This is a genomic window from Paraburkholderia hospita, from assembly GCF_002902965.1.
Lineage (GTDB): Bacteria > Pseudomonadota > Gammaproteobacteria > Burkholderiales > Burkholderiaceae > Paraburkholderia > Paraburkholderia hospita.
Genome location: NZ_CP026106.1, coordinates 2,204,093 through 2,224,915, shown reverse-complemented (window position 1 = coordinate 2,224,915; position 20,823 = coordinate 2,204,093). Strand labels below are relative to the sequence as shown.

General features: G+C 63.7%; 19 protein-coding genes. 12 read left to right on the top strand and 7 right to left on the bottom strand.

The annotated features are described in order from the left end of the window. Positions 1-26: 26 nt before the first annotated feature. Together sucD and sucC are read right to left on the bottom strand one after the other, a co-directional pair. Entirely contained in the window at positions 27-902 is an 876-nt protein-coding gene (gene sucD / locus C2L64_RS28315; protein ID WP_009770390.1) for a succinate--CoA ligase subunit alpha, read from the bottom strand. Between the two features lies 1 nt (position 903). Next, on the bottom strand, positions 904-2,115 hold the full coding sequence (gene sucC, locus C2L64_RS28310) for an ADP-forming succinate--CoA ligase subunit beta (RefSeq protein WP_009770391.1): 1,212 nt from the start codon (positions 2,113-2,115) through the stop codon (positions 904-906). A 307-nt stretch (positions 2,116-2,422) separates the two neighbouring features. On the opposite strand from sucC, the gene frc reads away from it, so the two are divergent. Both frc and C2L64_RS28300 read left to right on the top strand, forming a co-directional pair. Beyond that, positions 2,423-3,670 carry a formyl-CoA transferase gene (gene frc, locus C2L64_RS28305; protein ID WP_009770392.1) on the top strand — a complete coding sequence of 416 codons (1,248 nt, stop codon included), beginning with the start codon at positions 2,423-2,425 and terminating at the stop codon, positions 3,668-3,670. A 57-nt stretch (positions 3,671-3,727) separates the two neighbouring features. After that, complete coding sequence (locus C2L64_RS28300) at positions 3,728-4,285, top strand: hypothetical protein (RefSeq protein WP_007744249.1); 558 nt, start codon at positions 3,728-3,730, stop codon at positions 4,283-4,285. A gap of 98 nt (positions 4,286-4,383) precedes the next feature. Here C2L64_RS28300 and C2L64_RS28295 read toward each other — a convergent pair whose 3' ends face one another. Next, a complete protein-coding gene (locus C2L64_RS28295; RefSeq protein WP_009770393.1) occupies positions 4,384-4,641 on the bottom strand; it encodes a hypothetical protein in 258 nt (85 codons plus the stop codon). Between the two features lie 96 nt (positions 4,642-4,737). Continuing rightward, positions 4,738-5,682, bottom strand: a complete 945-nt coding sequence (locus C2L64_RS28290; protein ID WP_007744251.1) for a LysR family transcriptional regulator — start codon at positions 5,680-5,682, stop codon at positions 4,738-4,740. Positions 5,683-6,030: 348 nt separating this feature from the next. Here C2L64_RS28290 and oxlT point away from each other — a divergent pair, with 348 nt between their 5' ends. From oxlT to C2L64_RS28275, 3 genes are all read left to right on the top strand, one after another. After that, the gene (gene oxlT, locus C2L64_RS28285; RefSeq protein WP_007744252.1) at positions 6,031-7,371 is read left to right on the top strand and encodes an oxalate/formate MFS antiporter; all 1,341 of its coding nucleotides are present in this window, start codon (positions 6,031-6,033) and stop codon (positions 7,369-7,371) included. Between the two features lie 33 nt (positions 7,372-7,404). Beyond that, positions 7,405-8,424, top strand: a complete 1,020-nt coding sequence (locus tag C2L64_RS28280; protein ID WP_009770394.1) for a LysR family transcriptional regulator — start codon at positions 7,405-7,407, stop codon at positions 8,422-8,424. A gap of 69 nt (positions 8,425-8,493) precedes the next feature. After that, positions 8,494-9,945 carry an aldehyde dehydrogenase family protein gene (locus C2L64_RS28275; protein ID WP_009770395.1) on the top strand — a complete coding sequence of 484 codons (1,452 nt, stop codon included), beginning with the start codon at positions 8,494-8,496 and terminating at the stop codon, positions 9,943-9,945. A 74-nt stretch (positions 9,946-10,019) separates the two neighbouring features. On the opposite strand, the gene C2L64_RS28270 is transcribed toward C2L64_RS28275, so the two are convergent. Together C2L64_RS28270 and C2L64_RS28265 are read right to left on the bottom strand one after the other, a co-directional pair. Next, positions 10,020-10,643, bottom strand: a complete 624-nt coding sequence (locus C2L64_RS28270; protein ID WP_009770396.1) for a LysE family translocator — start codon at positions 10,641-10,643, stop codon at positions 10,020-10,022. A 170-nt stretch (positions 10,644-10,813) separates the two neighbouring features. Then, on the bottom strand, positions 10,814-11,371 hold the full coding sequence (locus C2L64_RS28265; RefSeq protein WP_051058285.1) for a hypothetical protein: 558 nt from the start codon (positions 11,369-11,371) through the stop codon (positions 10,814-10,816). Between the two features lie 365 nt (positions 11,372-11,736). On the opposite strand from C2L64_RS28265, the gene C2L64_RS28260 reads away from it, so the two are divergent. From C2L64_RS28260 to C2L64_RS28240, 5 genes are all read left to right on the top strand, one after another. Further along, complete coding sequence (locus C2L64_RS28260) at positions 11,737-12,525, top strand: hypothetical protein (RefSeq protein WP_009770398.1); 789 nt, start codon at positions 11,737-11,739, stop codon at positions 12,523-12,525. A 19-nt stretch (positions 12,526-12,544) separates the two neighbouring features. After that, the gene (locus C2L64_RS28255; protein WP_009770399.1) at positions 12,545-13,480 is read left to right on the top strand and encodes a glycosyltransferase family 4 protein; all 936 of its coding nucleotides are present in this window, start codon (positions 12,545-12,547) and stop codon (positions 13,478-13,480) included. Positions 13,481-13,772: 292 nt separating this feature from the next. Beyond that, positions 13,773-15,218 carry a M23 family metallopeptidase gene (locus C2L64_RS28250; protein WP_009770400.1) on the top strand — a complete coding sequence of 482 codons (1,446 nt, stop codon included), beginning with the start codon at positions 13,773-13,775 and terminating at the stop codon, positions 15,216-15,218. Between the two features lie 298 nt (positions 15,219-15,516). Continuing rightward, positions 15,517-16,938 carry a DUF2252 domain-containing protein gene (locus tag C2L64_RS28245; protein ID WP_007744260.1) on the top strand — a complete coding sequence of 474 codons (1,422 nt, stop codon included), beginning with the start codon at positions 15,517-15,519 and terminating at the stop codon, positions 16,936-16,938. Positions 16,939-17,130: 192 nt separating this feature from the next. After that, a complete protein-coding gene (locus C2L64_RS28240; protein ID WP_007744265.1) occupies positions 17,131-17,382 on the top strand; it encodes a GlsB/YeaQ/YmgE family stress response membrane protein in 252 nt (83 codons plus the stop codon). A gap of 31 nt (positions 17,383-17,413) precedes the next feature. Here C2L64_RS28240 and C2L64_RS28235 read toward each other — a convergent pair whose 3' ends face one another. Then, the gene (locus C2L64_RS28235) at positions 17,414-18,274 is read right to left on the bottom strand and encodes a polysaccharide deacetylase family protein (protein WP_009770401.1); all 861 of its coding nucleotides are present in this window, start codon (positions 18,272-18,274) and stop codon (positions 17,414-17,416) included. Positions 18,275-18,549: 275 nt separating this feature from the next. Between C2L64_RS28235 and C2L64_RS28225 the strand changes: the two genes are divergently transcribed. Together C2L64_RS28225 and C2L64_RS28220 are read left to right on the top strand one after the other, a co-directional pair. Next, entirely contained in the window at positions 18,550-19,425 is an 876-nt protein-coding gene (locus C2L64_RS28225) for a LysR family transcriptional regulator (protein ID WP_009770403.1), read from the top strand. A 121-nt stretch (positions 19,426-19,546) separates the two neighbouring features. Further along, on the top strand, positions 19,547-20,797 hold the full coding sequence (locus tag C2L64_RS28220) for a D-amino acid dehydrogenase (RefSeq protein WP_009770404.1): 1,251 nt from the start codon (positions 19,547-19,549) through the stop codon (positions 20,795-20,797). Positions 20,798-20,823: the final 26 nt, after the last annotated feature.

The following is a 20,823-nucleotide window of genomic DNA, read 5'->3' as shown; positions in this document are numbered from 1 at the left end:
CTGACAGTCCGCTGGCCTTTTTCACATCATGACTGCATGGCCTTGAGCATCGTCTCGCCGAGCGCTGCGGGCGACTGCGCCACATGTATGCCCGCCGAGCGCATCGCGTCGATCTTCGCGCCCGCCGTACCGTTGCCGCCCGAGATGATCGCGCCCGCGTGCCCCATCCGCCGTCCGGGCGGCGCGCTCGTGCCGGCGATGAAGCCAACTACCGGCTTGTTCGAGCGCGCGTCCTTCAGAAACTGCGCCGCGTCCTCTTCAGCCGAGCCGCCGATTTCGCCGATCATGATGATGCCTTGCGTGTCGTCGTCGGCGAGGAACATCTCCAGGCAATCAATGAAGTTCGTGCCGTTGACGGGATCGCCGCCAATGCCGATGCAGGTCGTCTGCCCGAGCCCCGCCGCCGTGGTTTGCGCGACAGCTTCGTAGGTCAGCGTGCCCGAGCGCGACACCACGCCGATCTTGCCCGGACGATGAATGTGCCCCGGCATGATGCCGATCTTGCACTGGCCCGGCGTGATGACGCCCGGACAGTTCGGCCCGATCAGGCGCGTCGCCGAACCGGCGAGCGCGCGCTTCACGCGCACCATGTCGATGACGGGAATGCCTTCGGTGATACAGACGACAAGCGGAATCTCCGCATCGACGGCTTCGAGAATCGCGTCGGCGGCCATTGGCGGCGGCACGTAGATCACGGACGCGTTCGCGCCCGTTGCATCGACGGCATCGGCGACGGTGTCGAACACGGGCAGCCCGAGATGCGCCGCGCCGCCCTTGCCGGGCGTGACGCCGCCGACCATCTGCGTGCCGTAGGCGAGCGCCTGCTCGGAGTGAAACGTGCCTTGCGATCCCGTGAAGCCCTGGCAAATCACTTTCGTGTTGCGATCGATCAGTACGGCCATGTCAGTTCGCCTCCGTCGCGTTGTTTTCCTTCACTGCGGCGACGACCTTGCTCGCCGCGTCGGCGAGATGATCGGCCGAGAGAATCGGCAGGCCCGAGTCGCGCAGGATCTGCTTGCCGAGTTCGACGTTCGTGCCTTCCAGCCGCACGACGAGCGGCACGCGCAAGTCCACTTCGCGCGCGGCGCTGACGACGCCTTCGGCAATCACGTCGCAACGCATGATGCCGCCGAAGATATTGACCAGAATCCCTTCCACTTTGGGATCGCGCAGAATCAGGCGGAACGCGGTCGCGACGCGTTCTTTGGTTGCGCCGCCGCCCACGTCGAGAAAGTTCGCCGGCTCGCCGCCATAGAGCTTGATGATGTCCATCGTCGCCATTGCGAGGCCCGCGCCGTTCACCATGCAGCCGATGTTGCCGTCGAGCGTCACGTAGTTGAGGCCATGCTTCGCGGCTTCGAGCTCGGCGGCGTCTTCTTCCGCTTCGTCGCGCAGCGCTTCGATGGACGGATGGCGGAACAGGGCGTTGTCGTCGAAATTGATCTTCGCGTCGAGCGCGATCACGTCGCCTTGCTGCGTGACGACGAGCGGATTGATCTCGACAATCGACGCATCCAGTTCGACGAACGCGCGATACGCGTTGGCGATGAACTGTGTCGCCGACTTGATCTGCTTGCCCGTCAGCCCGAGGCCGAACGCGATCTGGCGTGCGTGGAACGGTTGCAGACCCGTCGCGGGATCGATCGCGACTTTCAGGATCTTCTCGGGCGTGCGCGCGGCCACTTCTTCGATCTCCATGCCGCCTTCCGTCGACGCCATCACTGTGATGCGCGACGTGCTGCGGTCGATCAGCATGCCGAGATACAGCTCGCGTTCGATCGCGCAGCCTTCCTCGATATAGATGCGCTTCACTTCGCGCCCCGCCGGCCCCGTCTGCTTCGTGACGAGCACGTGCGACAGCATCTGCGCCGCATCGAGACCGACATCGCTGACTGACTTGACGACGCGCACGCCGCCTTTGCCGTTCGGATCGTCGGCGAAACGGCCTGCGCCGCGCCCGCCCGCATGAATCTGCGATTTCACGACCCACACCGAGCCGCCGAGCGCGAGCGCCGCGTCCTCGGCCTCCTGCGGCGTGAACGCGACGCGCCCATTCGGCACGGCGACGCCGTAGCCCTTCAGCAGTTCCTTCGCCTGATATTCGTGAATGTTCACCTGTCTCCTCGCTGGATGGATTCGACGCTCGGTGGCGTCAATTGAAAGGGCGGTCGGCTCAGGGTGGAAATATGGTATGTGATATATCAGATATGCTCAAGCAGATAAATGGATCGGGGTTTTCCCTTTGTGAAGCGAGTTCTTAATGCGTAATTTGGCGCCTTCTCCTTGTTTCGTAAGGCTTTTGTCGCTTCTCAAGGATTCCGCTTACGAAGGTGAAAGCGCTTGCAGCGATAAGATATATCACATACCGTATAGAACACGGACGGTCGAAAACAGAGCGTCAGGTGCTCGGAGGGGACACAAGATGGGCAAGGCACTCGACGGTGTGCGCATTCTCGATTTCACCCACGTGCAATCAGGCCCGACCTGCACGCAGTTGCTCGCATGGTTCGGCGCAGACGTAATCAAGGTGGAGCGCGCGGGCGCAGGCGACATCACGCGCGAACAGCTGCGCGATATCCCCGACGCGGACAGCCTGTACTTCACGATGCTCAACCACAACAAGCGCTCGGTCACCATCGACACGAAGAATCCCGAAGGCAAGCTCGTGCTCGAGGCGCTGATCCAGAAGTGCGACGTGCTGGTGGAGAACTTCGCGCCGGGCGCACTGGACCGCATGGGTTTTACGTGGGAGCGCATCCAGGAGCTGAACCCGAAGATGATCGTCGCGTCGGTCAAGGGCTTCGGTCCCGGGCCGTACGAAGACTGCAAGGTCTACGAGAACGTCGCGCAGTGCGTGGGCGGCGCGGCCTCCACCACGGGTTTCGACGATGGCCCGCCCGTCGTGACGGGCGCGCAGATCGGCGACAGCGGCACGGGCCTGCACCTGGCGCTGGGCATCGTGACGGCGCTCTATCAGCGCACGATGACGGGCCGCGGCCAGAAAGTGCTCGCAGCGATGCAGGACGGCGTGCTGAACCTGTGCCGCGTGAAGCTGCGCGACCAGCAGCGGCTCGAACGCACGGGCGTGATGAAGGAGTACCCGCAGTACCCGAACGGCACGTTCGGCGAGGCGGTACCGCGCGCGGGCAATGCATCGGGCGGTGGGCAGCCGGGCTGGATCCTGAAGTGCAAGGGCTGGGAGCACGATCCGAACGCGTACATCTACTTCATCACGCAGGCACCCGTGTGGGTGAAGATCTGCAACGTGATCGGCAAGGAAGCGTGGGCCACCGATCCCGAGTACGCGACGCCGAGCGCACGCCTGCCGCGCCTGAAGGACATCTTCGCGGAGATCGAACGCTGGACGATGACGAAGACCAAGTTCGAGGCGATGGAGATCCTGAACAAGTACGACATTCCGTGCGGACCGATCCTGTCGATGAAGGAGATCGCCGAAGACGACTCGCTGCGTAAAACGGGGACGATCGTCGAGGTCGATCATCCGGTGCGCGGCAAGTATCTGACAGTGGGCAACCCGATCAAGCTGTCGGACAGCCCGACGGACGTGACACGTTCGCCGCTGCTCGGCGAGCACACGGACGAAGTGATGGCCGAACTCGGCTATTCGCGTGAACAGATCGAAGCGCTCAGAACAGCTGGCGCGATCTGAGCGAAGCACAAAACGAACAAGCGGAACAAGCGCGTATGCGCGACGCAAGGAGATGACATGCCGGAAGGTGCGGGCTTCATCGCGTGGTCGGGACTCGAGCGCCTGGAGCTGTATGTGTTCGTGTTTTCAGGCGCATTGCTGCTGGCGATCGCGTCGACCGCGTTCGTCAACCGGCTCACACATCGCGGGCGGAACATGCGGCAAGTCGCAGCAGGCGACAAGCTCGTGGATCTGCTGGCGATGGGATTGTGTATCTGGCTTGGTTACGCTTTTGTCAACGAGCCTGCGCAACTGCCGGGCATCGCGGCGCTGTTCGCCGTGAGCCTGCTGGCGGCCGCGCTGGGCGCACATGTGATGCTGACCACGCACGAGCACGGTGTGCGCGCGCCTGCGCATTGCGGCATGTTGGCGCGGCGTGGTGTGTCGCTGCGCGTCGCGTGGGACGGCGACCCTGCGCGCATGCAAGCCGCCGACGATTTCACGCAGCGCTGGACATGGACGAGCAATCCGCCCCGCACTCAGGCGCGCTGCCTGTCAGCCGCGAGGAGCATGCATATGACGCACGCGGCGATGCGCGTGCGCAGCCGCCAACGTTATCAGGTCAAGCGTCACTGAAGTCACTGAACAAAACACAGGACGGCCGCGCTTCGCGAATCGTCGGATTCACGAAGCACAGCCGTCGGAGAGAGTCATCGATGAACTGCAACCCTGCGTCATTGAGCGACGGACCCGCGATAGAACAGGTTCTTCCGGTCGAAGATCAGTTGCGCGAGAAAGTCGGCGTCATAGGCGTTGAGCAGATGCGATTGAAAGCGCTCGATATAGGCGGTAATGCGCGCCGTTTCGTTGCTGACATCGTCGAAGAAATCGAGCGTGGCCTGGCTCCAGCGAAACCGCAGGCCCAGATCGCTGAACGCGGCGTTGTAGGCGCTCAGCAGTGCTTCATTGTGCAGATCGGCAGACTGATTCATCGCAATGCTCCTATGTCGAGTGACGAGGCTCGACAGAAGCATAGGAGCCGCAATGAATCTGCAATAGTTAAAGTTTCATTGGCTATCCATAGCGTGTCACTTATGGACGGCCAGTTGATTCACGCGCGTAATCTGCTCGATCAGGGCCGCGCCTTCTTCCATCAGAAAGCGCTTGAACGCTACGGCAACGGGCGGCAGCCGCTTGTTCTTGCGATGCACGACGTACCAGTTGAGCATCACCGGAAAGTCTTCGACATCCAGCACGACGAGATGCCCGACCTGCAATTCGAGGCTGATCGTATGCGCCGACAGGAACGCGATGCCCATGCCCGCGATCACGGCCTGCTTGATGGTCTCGGTGCTTTTGATTTCCATCGCGATCTTCAGGTTCGTGAGGCGCCCCGCAAAGCCTTCTTCCATCGAATTCCACGTGTCCGAGCCGCGTTCGCGCACCACGAAGGCCTCGCTCGCAAGCTGGCTGATCTTGATGTTGCGCTTGTTGGCGAGAGGATGCGTGGGCGCCGCGACGATCACATACGGATGCGGCGCGAACACTTCGTTGATCGCATCCATTTCCTGCGGTGGACGCACCATCACCGCGAGATCGGTCTGATTGGTCGACAGCTGATGCAGCAGTTCTTCGCGGTTGTGCACGGCAAGATTCAATTCGACACCCGCGTAGCGACGCGTGAATTCGGCAAGCAGGCGCGGAAAGAAGTAGTCGCCCGCGCTGATCACCGCGACGTTCAGCTTGCCGCCCGATATGCCTTTGAGCTGGCCCATCGCTTCGTCGACTTCATGAAATTGCTGAATGATCGCGCGGCTGTAGTGAAGCATTTCGGTGCCCGCCGGCGTCATGTAGATCTTCTTGCCGAGCTGCTCGAACAGCGGCAAGCCGGCATGTTCTTCGAGCTGCCTGACCTGGGTGGAAACGGCGGGCTGCGTGAGGTGCAGTTCCTCCGCCGCGCGCGAAAAGCTCAGATGCCGCGCCACTGTTTCGAAGACTTTCAGCTGGCGGAGGGTCGCGTTACGCATTGTCATGGCGGATGTATAAGCGAAGGTGAATCCTCATGGTAACAAACTTTAATTATCAGTAATTCAGCATTGACCCTAGCATGGATTCTGTAATGGACGATTCGCAGCACGAGCATCGGGTTAACGCTTAAAACAAGGCTCCGATGCGGAAAAGACAAGATCCGATGACGGCTGCTTTTAACAGGCGAATAAAGAAGACGGTAAATCGGATTAAAGGATTTTTATAAAAGAAGTAGTGGAATTGGCATTGCGCAATACCCCGAAGCAGCCCGTTTGGGGACACAACTATAAGGTGGCATGCATACAGACCGGCGCTTTGGCCGGCTGCCCTAAATAGATAGCGGAGACAGGCACATGAACAGCATTTCGCAGCAAGCGCCCGTTGCGTTCTGGCGCAACCGGTGGTGGCAACTCGCATTTGGCATCCTGTGCATGGCGCTCGTCGCCAACCTTCAGTACGCGTGGACGCTATTCGTCACACCGATGAGCACAAAGCATCATTGGGGGCAGGCTGAAGTTCAGCTCGCATTCTCGATCTTCATTCTGACCGAGACGTGGCTGGTGCCGGTGGAAGGTTGGCTCGTCGACCGTTTCGGTCCGCGTCCCGTCGTCGCGGGCGGCGCGATCTGCGCGGGCCTCGCATGGGTGATGAATTCCTATGCGACGACGCTGCCGGAGTTGTACGCCGCGTCCGTGATCGCCGGTATCGGCGCGGGCGGCGTGTACGGCACGTGCGTCGGCAATGCGTTGAAGTGGTTCCCGGACAAGCGCGGTCTCGCCGCGGGTCTGACGGCGGCGGGCTTCGGTGCAGGCGCGGCCGTCACGGTGATTCCTATTGCGAACATGATCACGCGCACGGGCTATGAGCACACGTTCATGTTCTTCGGCATCCTGCAAGGCGTCTGCATTTTCGTGCTCGCGCTGCTGCTGAGAAAACCCGACGGCACAAAGGCACCGCCCGCCAAGCGCAAGTTCGCGGTCACGAAGCAGGACTACACCCCAGGCCAGATGATCAAGTCGCCTGTGTTCTGGGTGATCTATGCATCGTTCGTTGCAGTTGCCGCAGGTGGCCTGATGGCGACCGCGCAGCTCGGTCCGATCGCGAAGGACTGGGGCCTCGCGAAACTGCCGATGACGCTGTTCGGCGCCACGCTGCCGCTGCTGACGATGACGCTCTCCATCGACAACGTCTGCAACGGCTTCACGCGTCCGCTGTGCGGCTTCATCTCCGACAAGTTTGGCCGCGAAAACACGATGTTCGCGATCTTCATCGGCGAAGGTCTCGCGCTGCTCGGGTTGATGGAGTATGGCCAGAACCCCTATGCGTTCATGACGTTCGCGGCACTGATCTTCCTGTTCTGGGGTGAAATCTTCTCGATCTTCCCGGCCATCTGCGCGGATACGTTCGGCAGCAAGTACGCGGCGGCGAATGCGGGCACGCTCTATACCGCGAAGGGCACGGCATCGCTGATCGTGCCGATCGCTTCCGTGCTCGCGGCGACGGGCGGCTGGAACCTGGTGTTCATCGTCTCGGCAGTGATCACGATTGCAGCGGGCGTGTCGGCGAAGTTCGTGCTGGCACCGATGCGCGCGCGCTGGATCGCTACATCGAACGAGGCATCTCACGAACTCGAGCCGGAACTGGCGGCAAATGGACCGGCCCTGCGTCACTGGCCGGAACAGACGGGCGAATAAACCCGTTTCACTTCAACCTGGCGACCTGAACACATGAACGTATCGTTGCAGCAATTGAAGGTGTTCGTCGCCGTCGCGCGTCAGCGGAGCTTCACCCGCGCGGCGCGCGAGTTCGATCTGACGCAGTCGGCCGTGAGCCGGTGCGTGCGCGAACTCGAAGAGGCGATTGCATTGCGTCTCTTCGATCGCACGACGCGTCAGGTCGAACTGACGACAGCGGGCTCGCGGCTCGAACGGCGCATCGGGCGGCTGATCGAGGAAATCGAGCTGACGTTGCGCGAAGAGCGTGCCGCGCACGAGGAGCACACAGGCGTCGTGGTGGTCGCGTGCGATCCCGTGACGTCATCGGGCTGGCTGCCCGAGCGGCTCGCGCGCACTGCGGCGATCTTTCCCGATCTGATCGTCACCGCGAAGGAACAGCCTCAACATGCCGTGCTCGCCGCCATCGAGCAGGGCGAAGTCGACTTCGGCGTACTGTGCGACGCACACGTCGCTGGCGCCGATGCCTTTCACACGCAGCCACTCGTCTCGACGCCGTTGTGCGCGGTGCTGCCGCAGGCGCATCCGCTCGCCTCCGGTGCCGCGCTGCACTGGGAAGCGCTGCGCAATACCAGGACTGTCACGCAACTCGTCACGCTGAATGCGGAGGCGGGCACGCGCAACGTGACAGAGCGGGCATTGAACATGCATCGTATCGATGCGGCACGCGCCAACGAATGTGGACATCTCGCCGCGGCGTTGCGCATGATCGAACTGGGTCTCGGCATTGGCGTATTGCCAGTGGACGAGCATTGCGCCGCGCTGCCGGCGTCGCTCGTCGCGCTTCCGCTCGTGCCTGAGGTGTCCGTGACGACGATGCTGGTGCGCCGCCGCAACCGCTCGTTGCGACCGAATGCCGAAGCCGTCTGGGCGCTGTTCGCCGGCAAGGAATTGCCCGACCATGCTGGCGCGTCCGCGACGCCTGGCGCAGCATCTGTCAATCCAGCCATAAAAGGAGCCACACACGAACCGATGCCGTGCGTACCCGATGAGGCTCTGATGCGTGCCTCATAAGCGCGAGGGTGCGGGCGGTTCAGCCAACGGTTCGCGAAGCAGCCATATCGCAATCGCAAGGAGTACGAGATGGACACTGAAACCGACCTCAGACGCTACGATCTTCTCATCGACGGCAAGCGGCTGCCGCCCGGCACCGGCGAATACACCGTCAACATCAACCCCGCGACTGAAGAGCCGATAGCGCTCGTCGCGCAAGGCAGCGCGCAGGATGTCGATACGGCCGTCAAGGCAGCGCGCGCCGCGCTGAAGGTGTGGAACGGCATGCGTGCCGCCGAGCGCGGCCGCATCCTGATGCGCTTCTCCGAACTGCTGCGCGAGCGTCAGGACGAAATCGTCGCGCTGGAAAGCCTCGACGCGGGCAAGCCGCTCGCCGCCGTCAAGCGCCAGGACGTGCCCGCCGCCATCGATACGCTCGCGTACTACGCCGGCTGGTGCGACAAGATCAACGGCCAGGTCGTGCCTGTGCGTCCGGACGCGTTGACCTACACGGTGCGCGAGCCCGTCGGCGTGGTCGGCGCGATCGTGCCGTGGAATTTCCCGCTGATGATCGGCATGTGGAAGATCGCGCCCGCGCTCGCGTGCGGCTGCACGATGGTCGTGAAGCCCGCGGAGATCACGCCGCTGTCCGCGCTGCGCATTGGCGAACTTGCGCTGGAGGCGGGCGTGCCGCCTGGCGTGCTGAACATCGTGACGGGCAAGGGGCGCGTGGTCGGCGATGCGATCGTCGCGCATCCGGGTATCGACAAGGTGACGTTTACCGGTTCGCCGTCGGTCGGGCGCGGCATCCTGCAAGGCGCGGCGAGCAACTTCAAGCGCGTGACGCTGGAACTCGGCGGCAAATCGGCGAACGTGATTTTCGCCGATGCGAATATCGACAACGCGGTTCGCGCTGCCGCCTCGGGCATTTTCTTCAACACGGGGCAGGTGTGTTCGGCGGGCTCGCGCATTCTGGCGCATCGCGATGTCTATGACGAAGTAGTCGAACGGCTCGCTGCGCGCGCGAAAGCGCTCAAGGTCGGCGATCCGTCCGAGCGCGAGACGACCATGGGCCCGCTCGTGTCGGCCGCGCAGATGAAGACGGTGCTCGATTACGTGGACATCGGTCGCAACGAGGGAGCGTCACTTGTGACGGGCGGCGCGCGCATCGGGCAGAAAGGCTTCTTCGTCGAGCCGACGGTGTTCGCGAACGTCAAGCATGAAATGCGCATTTCGCAGGAGGAGATCTTCGGGCCGGTGGCGAGCGTCGTGCGTTTCAACGACGAAGAGGATGCCGTGCGCATCGCGAACGGCACCGCGTACAGCCTCGCGGCGGGCGTGTGGAGCGCGGATATCGGCCGCGTGCATCGCGTCGCGCATGCGCTGAAGGCGGGCACGGTCTGGATCAACACCTACGGCTATACCGACGTGCGCCTGCCGTGGGGCGGCTCGGGTGATTCGGGCTTTGGCCGTGAACACGGCGATGTCGCGATCGAAAACTTCACGGAACCGAAGTCGATCTGGCTCGCGCTCGAACATTGATCGCGGCGCGGCAATAAAAAACGGATCGGACGTTTTGCGTCCGATCCGTTTTTTTCAGGCGCCGCAGTGAAGATTCAGCTCGAACGCCGCACCAGCAGAAAGCTCACACCGATTGCGCCGAGAAACGCGCCGCAGCAGCGGTTGAACCAGCGGCGCACGGTGGCGCGCGTCAGCCATTTGCCGAGATACATGCCCGCCCACGAATACAGCGCGATCGCGAACCATTCGAGCACGAGAAAGCTCGCGCCGAGCACGGCGAATTGCGGCAGCATCGGCTTCGAAATATCGACGAATTGCGGCAGGAAAGCGGTGAACACCAGAATCGCCTTCGGATTGCCCGCCGCGACAAAGCATTCCTGGCGCGCGATGCGCCACAGCGATGCGTCGTCCTGCTTTAGCGCATCCATCGGTCCGGCGTCACTGCGCCACAACTGGATAGCAAGCCAGATCAGATAGGCGGCGCCCACCAGTTTGATCGCGAGGAAGAACAATTCGGATGCGTGCAGCACGACGGCGAGGCCCGTCGCAGCGAGCACGAGCATGCCCGCAAACGCGACCAGCCGCCCGCTGCCGGCAACGAACGCCGTCATGAAGCCGTGCCGCGCGGCGACGTTGATCGACAGCAGATTGTTGGGCCCGGGCGCCATGTTGATCGCGAAGCACGCAGGGAGAAAAAACAGCCAGGCGGTGAGAGACATGACGGCTCGCTCGGACGGGCCGCCGCGCGGCGTTGGTTCGCATGGCGCGCGCGGCGGCGAATTCAGATGGGAAATATCCGATTGTAGCGAAATGCCGGCTGCAGACACGCCGCAGCGGAAGGAATGTGCGCTGCAACCCGGCGGCGGCAGCGCGGAGGAGAACGCGCCTGTTATTCGACGGACTGTAACGCCTGATGAAGCGAAGGATCTCTGACGATCGTATCGACGCTGATTTTCACGACGTCGTCGAGTGCGAGTGCAGGATTCGTGAACTTCTGCCGGAACAAATGGACCGTATTGCTCTTCACGTAGACAGTCTGCTTCGTCGACGCATTGGTGACGAAGTAGCAAATGGTCATCGTCCACGTGGCCCGCGGTCGCGCATCGTCCACCGACAACACCTCGATCCGGCCGCTCAGCACCAGCTTGTCGTGCGTCGTCACGGCGATGCCCGACTTGCGCCATGCAGACACGACGGCGTCGCGCACCGCCGACTCGACACCTTTCTTCAAGAGGATCGACGTCGTCGCCGTGTTGGCGATGCGATCGAAGGTGACGTGGCCATCCCGCGCGGGCATGTACGCGAAGTCGCGGGCGGAGGCGATGACGAGCGCGTTGTCCGCAGGCGTCGAGGTAGACGCGGTGGAGCGGGGCACGAAGAATGAGCACGCGGAGCTGATGAGCGCGAAGCAGGCGATGCTGGATCGTTTGAGGAGAAGGGGGTTCACGGCAATGGCGCAGCAGGCGTGACGCTGCGGGATGAAAGTCGAAAGGCGGGAGTGTGTCGCGCAGACCTGCGCGCGAATATGAGACGTGTCCTAAAAATACGGCCGCTGCGTGGGATCGACATCACAAGCGGTCGAACAATTGACCACGGTCAATACGTGCGCGGCGGGATCGGAACCCTGATGGGAGGCTGTTTACCGGCGATTCAGCTGCGTTCGCGGCGAGTCTTTTGAGCGGCAGCAATGTGCCAGCCCGCTATCTCAATAAAGTGCGCGTCTTATCGCATTAAGAGTGTTCTTACAGTCTTTTTTTGGATAGTCCGCGATACTCATCGACGCTCATTTTCATCCAGACAAAGAGACCCTCCATGCTTGACTCGTCCGCACTTCAATCGATGAAACCGCTTTTCATGACGCCATGCTACGGCGGCAACGTCATGGCGAACTTTGCAAATAGCCTGCTCGCGCTCAATAACGCGATGTGGCAGACGGGCATGCAGGGTTCGGTGCGAATCCGTTCAGGCGAAAGCCTGATTACCCGCGCGCGCAATGAGGCCGTCGCAGAATTTCTGCTCGATCCGGGCTACACGCATCTGTTCTGGATCGACGCGGACATCGGCTTTTCCGTCGATCAGGTGTTGCGGCTGCTGCTTGCCGATCGTGATGTCGTGGCGGGCGTGTATCCCCTCAAGCGTTTCGACTGGCCGGGCGTGCTGCCCGGCGGACTCACGCAGGAAACCTTTGCCGCACGCTACCTGCGTTATCCCGTGAACGCGCACGATGGCGTCTCGCCGGCGATCGACGGCGACGGCTTTCTGGAAGTCAGCGAAGCGCCGACGGGCTTCATGTGCATCAAGCGCGGCGCGATCGAAACAATGATCGCGCGCCTGCCCGAACTGAAGTACGTGCCCGACGGTCCGCCGGATTCGCCGCTCTACGATCTCTGCTACCGCTTCTTCGATGTGATGGTTGAGCCTTCCACGGGCCGTTATCTGTCGGAAGACTATGCGTTCTGCCGGCGTTGGCGCGATATCGGCGGGCAGGTATTCGCCGATACGCAATCGAAGCTGTCGCATCAGGGCATCTACACGTGGCACGGCGATTTCGGCGCGTCGATTGCGGCGAGTCCGCTGACGGCGATCGGCGGCGAGTGCTGACGCGCAACGGACCCGACGCATGAACATGGAAACCAACGAACTGAGCGTGCGCGCGCTTGGCGGCACGGAATTGATGCTACGAGCGCTGCACGCGCGACTCGATCCGGAACTGGTGCGACAGTTTCAGATCATTCCTTCCCGCGTGCGCGGGCTCGACCCCGACCGAAAGCGCATTCTCTGGCTGCACGACAAACCGAGCCGCGAAGAATCCAGCTTCCTGGAACAGGCTGAAAATCGCGCGGCGTTTGCGGGCATTGTGTGTGTATCGCATTATCAGGCGGCGCTGTATCGGATGATTCCTGGCGTGCCCTACGCGGAGATGAGCGTGTTGCAAAACGCGATCGAGCCATTCGGCGCCTATCTCCCGCGACGCAGCGAGCGCATCCGCCTGATCTATCACACGACGCCCGATCGCGGCCTCGAAATCCTTGTTCCCGTCTTCGAATATCTCGCGACGCGCCATTCCGACATCGAGTTGGACGTCTTTTCGAGCTTCAGCATCTACGACTGGACGGAGCGCGACGCGCCATATCAGCCGCTGTTCGAGCGATGCCGCGCGCATCCGCGTATCCGCTATCACGGCGCGCAGCCGAATGCCGTCGTGCGCAAGGCGCTGAGCGAATGCGACATCTTCGCGTACCCGAACATTGAGCCGGAAACGAGCTGCATCGCCGCCATCGAAGCAATGTCGGCGGGCTGTCTCACGGTCTGCGCGGCGTACGGCGGCTTGCCGGAAACCTGTGCGAATTTCGCCAGGCTCTATCCGTTCACTGAAAACCAGCAGGCGCACGCGCAGCGCTTCGCCGCCGTGCTCGACGATGCAATCGAAACCGTCCGGCTGCGCAAGCCGGAAGACGAGTACTTGCGCGCACAACAGGTCGAATATTTCACGCGCTTCTATTCGTGGGACAGGCGCATCGGCGAATGGGATGCCTATCTGCGCGGCTTGCTGTAACTAGCGGCTGTAGCCTGAAGCCGTCGTCCGCAACGGACGACGGCTCGCTTTTCTGAATGCAAACGCATTCAACCTAAGAAAGTTTTAAGAAAATTAAGAATTAGGCGATTCAGCCCGCGTCCTCGGCTCCCTAAACTCAAAAGATCACTTGTCGGGCTGCGCGGCGCGATGGAGCGACCAACCGGTCGCGGGATCGATCGATTCGTCTTCGCCTCGCCACGCGCCGTAGCCGTGCCTTCCCGGTACAGCCGCTCATGCCCGCCGCCCTTTGATTCCAACGCGAGAACCTGACGTGAAGCATCTGCGATCATTCCTCGCGCGCAGGCAGGGCATCTCTACGGCAGCGGTTCGTCCGCTGTCCGTCAAACGCAAGACGCTTTCGAGCGTGGCCGCTGTTTCGGCATTGTGGATCGGCGCTTCGGTCGTGCCTGGCACGTCCACCGCCGTGGCCGCTCCGAAGGCGCACAAGCATGGTTCCGCTCACAAGCAGCAGCGCCATCATGCACTTGCACACGAGATGACATTGCCGGGCGCGCAACCCGCCACTTCGTTCAATGCCGTAGGGCCTTCGTCGCGCGACGCCGATCGCGCGCTGGCCGAATCCATTGCAAATTCTGCAGGCGATGCATCGTCGGCGCCTGCCGCCGCCTACCCCGACGACGCGGCCACGCTCGCGCCCGCATACTCGACGGCATCGATCAACGTGCGTATGCCGTCGAACGAACTGGTGCTCGGCACGGTCTGCGCCACCACGCCGACGATGTGTGTACCCGTTGCGCATGATCGTTCCGACGATGGTCACGAATGGTCGGGCCGGGTGACGCCCGAAGACGCATCTGGCGACCTCGCCCAGGCGACGACGCCATTCGGCGGCGCCACCGGCTTCGCTATGGTTAACGATGAGCTTCGCTCGAGCGCCGGCACGATCGGCACGACGCTGCGCGAGTCGCTCGCACAAGCGGGTTTTCCGGCGACGGTTGTCGCGCAAATCGGTCGGATCTTTGCTGGCCGGCTGGATGTCGATGCGCCTGCGCAGGCGGGCGACGAATACCGGATCGTGATGGACGCAACGAGCGAATCGGGCGCATCGCGCATTGCTTCTCTCGAAGTCCGTCTGAATGGCCGCGCGTACGATGCCCTCTGGTTCACCGCGCCCGGCGCGTCGCAAGGCGCGTACTACACGCTCGACGGCGACCTGATCGCGGGTGAGCCGTTCGCGATGCCGCTGGACTACCGGCGCGTAAGCTCGCCGTTCGGCATGCGCGTGCATCCCGTCTTTGGCGAGCCTCGCTTTCACACGGGCGTCGATCTGGCCGCGCCTGCCGGCACGCCGATCTACGCGGCAGCCGCGGGCATCGTAGAAATGGCCGTCAACGGCCGCGGCTACGGCAAACACATCGTTCTGCGTCACGACGACGGCTATTCGACCTACTACGCGCATCTTTCGCTGTTCGCGGGCGAGCTGAAGGTCGGTCAGCGTATCGAGCAGGGGCAGGTGATCGGCTATGTTGGCCGTACGGGCACGGCAACCGGGCCGCATCTGCACTACGAAGTGCGCAAAGACGACCATCCCGTCGATCCCCTGACGCTGACGGCACATCAATTCGTCGCGCCGCTGTCGGGCGCCGCGCGCGTCGCGTTCAACGAGCGCGCCGAGGCCGCCCGCACGAGCCTTGCGGCGCTGCCTTCGCCGGCAGTGCGCATTGCCCTGATTCTCCAGCCGCCGCGCTTCTTCTGACGCGACAATGCGATGGCGCGCCCTGCGCCATCGCTTCTTCCTTTCTCGTCTGTTCCTGTGCCGCTGCGGTTTGGCGGCATACGGACTTGCGCGCCCGTTCGCCGCAGGATTTAATACAGTCGATCCGATGGACGTTTGCGGTCCGGCACCCTTTGCGCGAATCGGCGACGCACGCACGCGTCGCGCCTCGAACGATCCATCCACGCCAGCCCGAGGCGGTCAACGTCACGATGCCCCCTGGCGGCACGCGGTTGCAGTGCGCCCCGATGCAAGCTGATTCACAAGAACGGAGAAAAGCATGAAGGCCAGCACCATCGCGGAACGGGAAGCCAGCGGGCGCGCGGCCCGCGAACACGCAAAACGCTCCAGTCACCGCGCCATCGGCCATATGCACCGCAATCCCGTCGATTTGCTGCGGCAAAGCAGCGAAGGCCGCGTCGAGCGCCTCGTGCCGCTGCGCTACGGGCGCATGGCGGTGTCGCCGTTCACGTTCTTTCGCGGCAGCGCGATCCTGCAGGCGCACGATCTCAGCATGACACCGCACACGCCACTGACGCTGCCCATCTGCGGCGATGCGCATCTGCTGAACTTCGGCGGCTTCGCGACACCCGAGCGCCAGCTGATCTTCGATCTGAACGATTTCGACGAAGTGTCCACCGCACCGTTCGAATGGGACCTGAAGCGGCTCGTCGCGAGCTTCGTGGTCGCCGCCCGGCACATGCGCTTCAGCCGCGGCGCCGCCTACGATCTCGTGATGACGGCTGCCAACCAGTATCGCGACCGCATGGCGCAGTACGCCGAATGCGGCGCGCTGGAGCTGTGGTACGAACGGATCACGTTCGACCGCATGGTCGACATGGCGGTGAACGCCGAGAATCGCCGGCTGATCCGTCGAGGGATGGAGAGGGCGGCCACCCGCACGCACGAAAGCATGCTCGACAAGCTGTGCGAGCGCGACGGCGACCGCTACGTGATGCGCGACATGCCGCCCAGTCTGTTCCACGTACATGGCTCGGGCACGCTATTCGATGCCGAGGACGACTGGTTCCGGATCGGCGACTGGCGCAAGCTGATGCACGAGACCTACGAAGGCTATCTCAAGACGCTCAACGAAGACCGGCGCGAACTGCTGGAGCAGTTCGTGCCGCACGATCTCGTGTTCAAGGTGGTCGGCGTCGGCAGTGTCGGCACGCGCTGTCTCGTGCTGCTCACCGTCGATCCGCACGGCAAGCCGCTCTTTCTGCAGGCCAAGGAGGCGCGGCGCTCGGTGATCGCGCAGCATTTCAAGGCGGGGCCGCGCAAGTCCGAGCCGAAGCACGAGGGCGAGCGCGTCGTGCTAGGCCAGCGCATGCTGCAGGCGGCTAGCGATATCTTTCTCGGCTGGACGACGGGTCCGGCGGGCCGGCATTTCTACTTCCGGCAATTGCGTGACATGAAACTGACACCGAGTATCGACCTGTTCGACGTCGACCAGCTGAACGGCTATGCACGCCTATGCGGCTGGGCGCTGGCGCGGGCGCACGCGAAGGCGGGCGGCAAGGCGATCGAGATCAGCGCGTATATTGGACGCAGCGACCAGTTCGCGGAAGCGCTGGCCGAGTATGCGGCGGCGTATGCGGATCAGGTCGAGCGCGATTATGACGTGTTCATGAAAGCGTGCCGAAGCGGCGAGCTCGAGGCGCGCACCGACGAGGACATGTCCGCCGATTTCCGTATCTGACGGGCATAGGGCGTCCGGCGTTTGCGCCGGAATCCCGACGACGATGGCGCGCGTTCGCCAGGCTGTGTCCGATGGCGCGCGTCCCGAAACGGTACAGTCGCGGCATGCGGCGGGAAAACGGGCAGGGGCCGCATGTCGTCTGTAGCGAGCAGTAGCAGCGCACCGTAGTGCTAACTCTGATCGGAGGTTTGCATGCTTTCCCTCATTGGCACGATAGTCGTCGGGTTGGTCGTTGGTCTGATTGCACGCGCGCTCAAACCGGGCGACGACAGCATGGGTTGGATCATGACGATCATTATCGGCATTGCCGGCTCGCTGATCGCGGGCTATGTCGGGCGCGCGCTTGGCTGGTATCAACCGGGGCAGGCGGCGGGCTGGATCGCGTCGATCATCGGCGCAATCGTGCTGCTCGTGATCTACCACCTGATCCGGCGGCGCACCTAGGCGTTCCGCCTGCCGCGCGCGGCGCTGTCGGTCAGGCGTCGCGCGCTTCGCGCAGCGTCACGAAGCGCAGTCCGCGCGCGCGCACGGTCTCGATCAGACGCGGCAGCACGTCGAGCACGACTGGCTTGCCCGACGCGTCCTTTGCTGCGCTCGCGTCGTGTAGAAGCAGGATGTCTCGCGCCGCGAGCCCATCGACGAGCCGTTCCAGCACGCGCTGCGGGTTGCGCTCGCGAGTGTCGAAGCCGCGCCGCGTCCAGGCGGCGAGCCGCAAGTCGAGCTTTTGCAGCACCGGCTCGAGAAACACGTTGCGCAGGCCGGCGGGCGCGCGGAAGAACTGCGGGCGCTCGCCCGTCAGCGCTTCGAGCGTGTGCTGCGCGGCGTCGATTTCCCGCGTCAGTCCGCGCGGCAGCGTGACCGAGAACGTGTGAACGTGGACCTGCGAGTGGTTCTCGACCGCGTGTCCGCGCGCGACGATCTCGCGCATCAGCGCCGGATGAAGTTGCGCGCGCGTGCCGATGCAGAAGAACGTCGCGCGTACGCCGTGCGCGTCGAGCAGGTCGAGCACCTGGGGCGTGACGACCGGGTCGGGGCCGTCGTCGATCGTCAGCGCGACGGCGTCGGCGTTGCGCGGCGTGTCGGGCAAGCGCGTCCAGTTCGGGCCGAGCAGCGACGAGCGCGGCCACAAGCCAATCGTCACGACGACCACATGGCTCGCGAAGATGCCGGCGAGCCACCACGGCCAGGCGATGGGCGTGAGCACCCAGCCCGCGAGCATCGTGGCATGCCACGCGATGGTGGCGTTGAACATCGGCGGATTGCCTGTGCGGGGCCAGCGGCGCGCGGGCGCGGCCTGGTCGGCGGCGCGCGGCAGCGGCGGATTCGGTTGATTCATGATGCGTTTCGTCTGCCGGATTCCGTTTCGTCATACCGGCAGGACTTTCGTGATGCACGTCAAAGGCGAACGATACCATTGGCGCGCGTCCCGTCTCGAAATTGGCAGGATTGGAAAGAGATCGCGGGCCGCCGGGTTCGAAGAATTGACGGAAAGCGGCACGGCGGAACGCAAGCCGAGACAAGCGTTGTAATAGAGCGGTAATGAAGCCGTAACGGAACCGAAGCCAGTATCCTTGACGCCTTTCCACCGACCCGCTGACCCGAACCCGCGCCATGCGCCTGCGCCACATCGAAGTTTTCCACGCCATCATGCGCACCGGCTCGCTGTCGAAAGCGGCCGAACTGCTGTGCGTTTCGCAGCCCGCCGTCAGCAAGGTGCTCGCGCACGCGGAGCGCAGCGCGGGCCTCACGCTCTTCAACCGCGTGCACGGCCGCCTTCAGCCGACGCGCGAAGCCGAGCTACTGTTCTCCGAAACGCAGAAGCTGCAGACCAACCTCGACAGCATCCGCGATCTCGCGCGCAATCTCGCGCGGCAGCCGGAAGGGCATTTGCGGATCGGCTGTCTGCCGAGCCTTGGCCTGAGCCTGATTCCGCCCGCCATCGAGGCGTTTCGCGGGGCGTATCCGCGTGTGTCGCTGCGAATCCAGACGCGTCACACGGAGGAACTGCTGAACGCGCTGCTCACCCGCGATCTCGATCTGGCCGTCGCGCTGAATCCGCCGGCGCGGCCGGGCATCGCGTCCGCCGAGCTGGGTCGCACGCCCGTCGTATGCGTCGGCCCGCGCGATGAAGCCGCAGGCGACGCGCCGATGACGCTGCAAGCGTTCGTCGAAGGGGACTGGATCGGCATCGGCAATGCCGATCCGCTTGGCGAGATGATCGGCAACGCGCTGGAAGCATTGGGTCTCGACGGCCACGCGCCCGCCGTCGAGGCGCACACGTGGCACGTCGCCCGCGCGCTCGCCGCGCGCGGCATCGGCCATGCGCTGCTCGACGAGCTGACCGCGAAGAGCGGCGCGGAAGCTGTCACCGTGCGGCCGGTTACACCGCCGTTGTCGGTCGGCGTGTTTGCGTTGTGGCGCGACGGCGGGCTGACGTCGCAGGCGGGCAACGCGTTCGTCGACGTGTTGCGCGCGCATTTCGCATAAGCCACATGCAGGGAAGCGCACCCTTAACCTGAGGTTATGCAGCCTCGCATCTCGTCATTTGATACGCCGTTTTCGGCGCGCGACACTCACCTGCAATGTAATCGCAAGGTAGTGAGCCTTCATGCATGTCTGTGTCCTCGGAGCGGGCGTCGTCGGACTGACGACGGCCTGGAGTCTGGCCCGCGATGGCCACGACGTCACGATCGTCGAGGCGCGCGGCGGCGCAGCGCTCGAAGCGAGCTTCGCGAACGGCGGCCAGCTGAGCTACAGCTACGTCGCGCCGCTCGCCGATCCCGCCGTGCTGCCCAAGCTGCCCGCGTGGCTGTTGCAGCGCGATTCGGCGCTGCGCTTCATTCCGCGTTTCGACGCGCAGCAGTGGCGCTGGTGCGTCGCGTTCCTGCTCGCGTGCCGCAGCCGTCGCGCGCGGCAGACGGCGCTGGAAATGTTGAGCCTCGGCGCGCTCAGCAAGGCGGCGCTGCATGAGATCGTCGAGCACGAATCGATTGCGTTCGACTACGTGCGCAACGGCAAGCTCGTCGTCTATCGCGACCCGCACGAGTTCGAGCGTGCGCGCCGCAAGATGGAACTGCTCGTCGCGGCGGGCTCGAATCAGCGTGCGCTCGACGGCAGCGCGTGCGTCGCGCTCGAACCCGCGCTTGCGCATGCGCAGCCGCTGATCGCGGGCGGCATCCATACACCGTCGGAAGAAGCGGGCGATTGTCATCGCTTCGGCGTTGCGCTCGCGGATGCGCTGCAGCGGCGGCATCGCGTGACCATCCGCTACGAGACGCCCGTGCGCGAACTCGTCAGCGAGGGCGGGCGGATCGTCGCGGCGCGCACCGCAGCGGGCGATATCGAAGCCGATGCGTTCGTCGTCGCGCTCGGGCTTGGCAGCGTGCCGCTGCTCGATGCGCTTGGCGTGCGTCTGCCCGTCTATCCGCTGACGGGCTACAGCCTGACGATTCACAACGCTAATCCGCTGCACACGCCACGCGTCAGCGTGACGGACCTGCATCGAAAGATCGTGTATGCGCCGCTTGGCGGGCGCTTGCGGATTGCAGGCATGGTGGAGATCGCGGGTCTAAGCGACGCGCAGCGGGCGGGGCGCGTCGACCTGCTCAAGCGCCAGGCACAGGAAATCTTCCCCGCCGCTGGCGACTACGCGAACGCGCAGACCTGGTGCGGCCATCGTCCCGCAACGCCCGATTCGAAGCCGCTGATCGGCAGAACGCCGTATAGCAACCTCTGGCTCAACACCGGCCACGGCGCGCTGGGCTTCACGCTCGCGTGCGGCAGCGCGCGCGTGATCGCCGACGTGATCGCGGGCCGCGCGCCGTCCGTCGATATCGATGCCTACGCATACGACCGCTGATTTCGTTGCACACACATCCATAACAG

Bases quoted from the DNA above. Each gene is read 5' to 3' on its own strand.
- C2L64_RS28255 (WP_009770399.1), top strand. From the start codon at position 12,545: ATGAACATGGAAACCAACGAACTGAGCGTGCGCGCGCTTGGCGGCACG.
- C2L64_RS28245 (WP_007744260.1), top strand. From the start codon at position 15,517: ATGAAGGCCAGCACCATCGCGGAACGGGAAGCCAGCGGGCGCGCGGCC.
- C2L64_RS28240 (WP_007744265.1), top strand. From the start codon at position 17,131: ATGCTTTCCCTCATTGGCACGATAGTCGTCGGGTTGGTCGTTGGTCTG.
- C2L64_RS28260 (WP_009770398.1), top strand. From the start codon at position 11,737: ATGCTTGACTCGTCCGCACTTCAATCGATGAAACCGCTTTTCATGACG.
- C2L64_RS28295 (WP_009770393.1), bottom strand. From the start codon at position 4,641: ATGAATCAGTCTGCCGATCTGCACAATGAAGCACTGCTGAGCGCCTAC.
- C2L64_RS28290 (WP_007744251.1), bottom strand. From the start codon at position 5,682: ATGACAATGCGTAACGCGACCCTCCGCCAGCTGAAAGTCTTCGAAACA.
- frc (WP_009770392.1), top strand. From the start codon at position 2,423: ATGGGCAAGGCACTCGACGGTGTGCGCATTCTCGATTTCACCCACGTG.
- sucD (WP_009770390.1), bottom strand. From the start codon at position 902: ATGGCCGTACTGATCGATCGCAACACGAAAGTGATTTGCCAGGGCTTC.
- C2L64_RS28300 (WP_007744249.1), top strand. From the start codon at position 3,728: ATGCCGGAAGGTGCGGGCTTCATCGCGTGGTCGGGACTCGAGCGCCTG.
- C2L64_RS28275 (WP_009770395.1), top strand. From the start codon at position 8,494: ATGGACACTGAAACCGACCTCAGACGCTACGATCTTCTCATCGACGGC.
- C2L64_RS28270 (WP_009770396.1), bottom strand. From the start codon at position 10,643: ATGTCTCTCACCGCCTGGCTGTTTTTTCTCCCTGCGTGCTTCGCGATC.
- C2L64_RS28280 (WP_009770394.1), top strand. From the start codon at position 7,405: ATGAACGTATCGTTGCAGCAATTGAAGGTGTTCGTCGCCGTCGCGCGT.
- C2L64_RS28220 (WP_009770404.1), top strand. From the start codon at position 19,547: ATGCATGTCTGTGTCCTCGGAGCGGGCGTCGTCGGACTGACGACGGCC.
- oxlT (WP_007744252.1), top strand. From the start codon at position 6,031: ATGAACAGCATTTCGCAGCAAGCGCCCGTTGCGTTCTGGCGCAACCGG.
- C2L64_RS28235 (WP_009770401.1), bottom strand. From the start codon at position 18,274: ATGAATCAACCGAATCCGCCGCTGCCGCGCGCCGCCGACCAGGCCGCG.
- C2L64_RS28225 (WP_009770403.1), top strand. From the start codon at position 18,550: ATGCGCCTGCGCCACATCGAAGTTTTCCACGCCATCATGCGCACCGGC.